Genomic DNA, 2,131 nt, shown 5'->3' with positions numbered 1-2,131 from the left:
ACTGCCATACCGGCTTCGGCTTCCTTCAGAAACCCGATGATTTGCTGTTCCGTAAAGCGCTTCTTCATGTTCGTCTTCTTCTCCGAAAACGAACTTTACTAGACTCCAGCTGGCCCTGTTTGCAGGGGGCAGGTCACGTAGACTTTGGAGGTGACGAAGAGAATCTTCGCCAGCTGCTTAGTATCTATGGAGAGAACAGCGATTTGGCGGAATTGCTTTGGGCCGACCTGCCGGAGAATTATTGCCTGCAGGATGTTGCTGACCTGTTAAATCTGTGGGCGTGGCGAACTAACGACAATGGTCAGCGCATCATGTGTACCCTGACACGGTGGGTAAGTGAATGCTCGGATTTCGGTAAAGTTTGGGTCGCCCTGCATCAGGATGCTTATCCATTTATCGAGCGTTCAAGCCGCATTGAACATCTGCGTAGGGTAATGAGAGTGTTTCCGTCGTTACGCGCTTCGTGCGAGGTGATGATCGAGCAAAGTCAGTGAAGGATGCGTAAGACTTGAACGGCTCGAAATGGCCGTTTCGGAGAAATCTGACGGGCCACTTCGGGTCGATCTGCGCCGGTCATGCGTCACAGACCGGCGGCCGGCCGCCGGCGGCGATGGATTCAAGCGGCCGTTCGACACAGCTTTTTAGATCGTCGACAATCGGTGCAGATAAGGGCGTAGCCTTTAGCGGTTACCGTCGATCAGATCGTTCAGCAGCGCATCGAACGCGGCCTGTGCGTCTTCAAGTTCCTGCAGGGCGGCATCAAAGGTTTGCAGCGCGAACGGCGAAGGCTCGCCGCTGCCTTGCGGCGGAAATTGCTTCTGCATCGAGGCGAACGTACTCTGCACGCGCAGCGTGGCGGCCACCATGCGCTCCATCGCCTGGGTTTCTTCGGCTCGGGCCTGTTCCGGATTCATTCCTCTCTCCTTGGATGGTTTTCTTGAAGATCAGATCGTACACGCTGTGTCCATTCTTGCCGCCCTTGGCAGAACGACTCCGCTGAAGGTTCCAACGGCACGCTGCGGGAGAAGCGATTTAATCGGGAAGGATTCCGCAGTCGCGCCGAGGCCAAGATACTCATCGGGCGTGGCTACAAAATCCCGCCGCAGGTCACTATTAGTAAAATCAAATCTCGATGGTTATAGACATGAACCGCAATAGAACGCGCATGGCCGTGTGTTTGCTCGCGCTCTTATTCTTGTCAAAGGTTGGAGCGCAAGGCGTGAGGACCGAGCCGTTGCCTTGGCACCGGCGCCATCAAGTACTTGCCTACGGTAGCTGTGGATGTGCCGATAGTTGCTGGGTCGCGACGTTAAGCGATACCCGGACTCATGCAAAGGTGGCAACCTTACGCTGCGATTGCGCGGAAGTATTTTTTTCCAAGAATGACGGGAAGGAACAGGTATACGCACGGACCTGTGCGGCCTTTGAGGGCAATGACAAGTTTGGCCATATTGTCCAAACCATGGAAGCTTTAACGCGCTAGCACCGGGATAGGCACCGCTATGCGGTGCAACGTTCGTGGCGAATGCTTCGAATGTCCGTTTTGCGCAAACACGACCCCCTTGCGGGTCGCCAACTACCGCTCCGACGAAGCGTGAGCTCAGGTGTCTTCCCACAGGTTTGCGCGCCGAGCCTTCAGACGCAGCGCACGTCGCACTACACCTGCAATACCCTGCCGAGTCCCCAGACGGCGTGCGGCAACAATCCGCACAACGACTGTTCAGTTTCCGCACACAAATTCGCAGACGCCCCCCATTCCACGCGCCCTCCGCGGGTGGGAAGAAACCCGGATAGCCCCGCTTCGCCGCGCCCGCCTACCCTCGCGCGCATGCCGGTCCGGACGATGCAACGCCCGATCCGGCGGGTCGGAATTTCCTCAGGAGCGTACATGGATAGCAGCAGCAACACGGCACTGTTCGACGCCGACATCTGGCACGGCAAGACTTTCAACGGACGCTGGCACGCCAGCCCGCACGCGGCCGACGTGATCGAACCCGCGACCGGCAACACGCTCGGCCGCATCGGCGTCGCGGACGGCGCAGCGGTGGCCGAAGCGTCAGCCGCCGCGCACCGAGCGCAGCCCGCGTGGTTCGCGCTGCCGTACGACGAGCGCGCGGCCGTCCTGCGCCGC

The 2,131-nt window shown here is 58.7% G+C and carries 3 protein-coding genes; 2 read left to right on the top strand and 1 reads right to left on the bottom strand.

From position 1 onward, the window contains the following. Positions 1–494 (top strand): hypothetical protein (locus DPV74_RS40955; protein WP_162923322.1); only part of this gene is annotated, 494 nt, incomplete at its 5' end. A 186-nt stretch (positions 495–680) separates the two neighbouring features. On the opposite strand, the gene DPV74_RS40950 is transcribed toward DPV74_RS40955, so the two are convergent. Then, positions 681–914 (bottom strand): hypothetical protein, encoded by a 234-nt coding sequence (locus DPV74_RS40950; protein WP_011549124.1) that lies wholly within the window; start codon positions 912–914, stop codon positions 681–683. 974 nt (positions 915–1,888) lie between these two features. Between DPV74_RS40950 and DPV74_RS40945 the strand changes: the two genes are divergently transcribed. Continuing rightward, positions 1,889–2,131: aldehyde dehydrogenase family protein (locus DPV74_RS40945; protein WP_119339259.1), on the top strand; the 243-nt coding region annotated here is incomplete at its 3' end.

Origin of the sequence: Burkholderia sp. HAN2018 (assembly GCF_024704855.1) — a bacterium.
Taxonomy (GTDB): Bacteria; Pseudomonadota; Gammaproteobacteria; order Burkholderiales; family Burkholderiaceae; genus Burkholderia; species Burkholderia cepacia.
This window is presented reverse-complemented; position numbering and strand designations above follow the sequence as displayed.

Coding starts and splice junctions, on each gene's coding strand:
- DPV74_RS40950 (WP_011549124.1), bottom strand. CDS start 914: ATGAATCCGGAACAGGCCCGAGCCGAAGAAACCCAGGCGATGGAGCGC.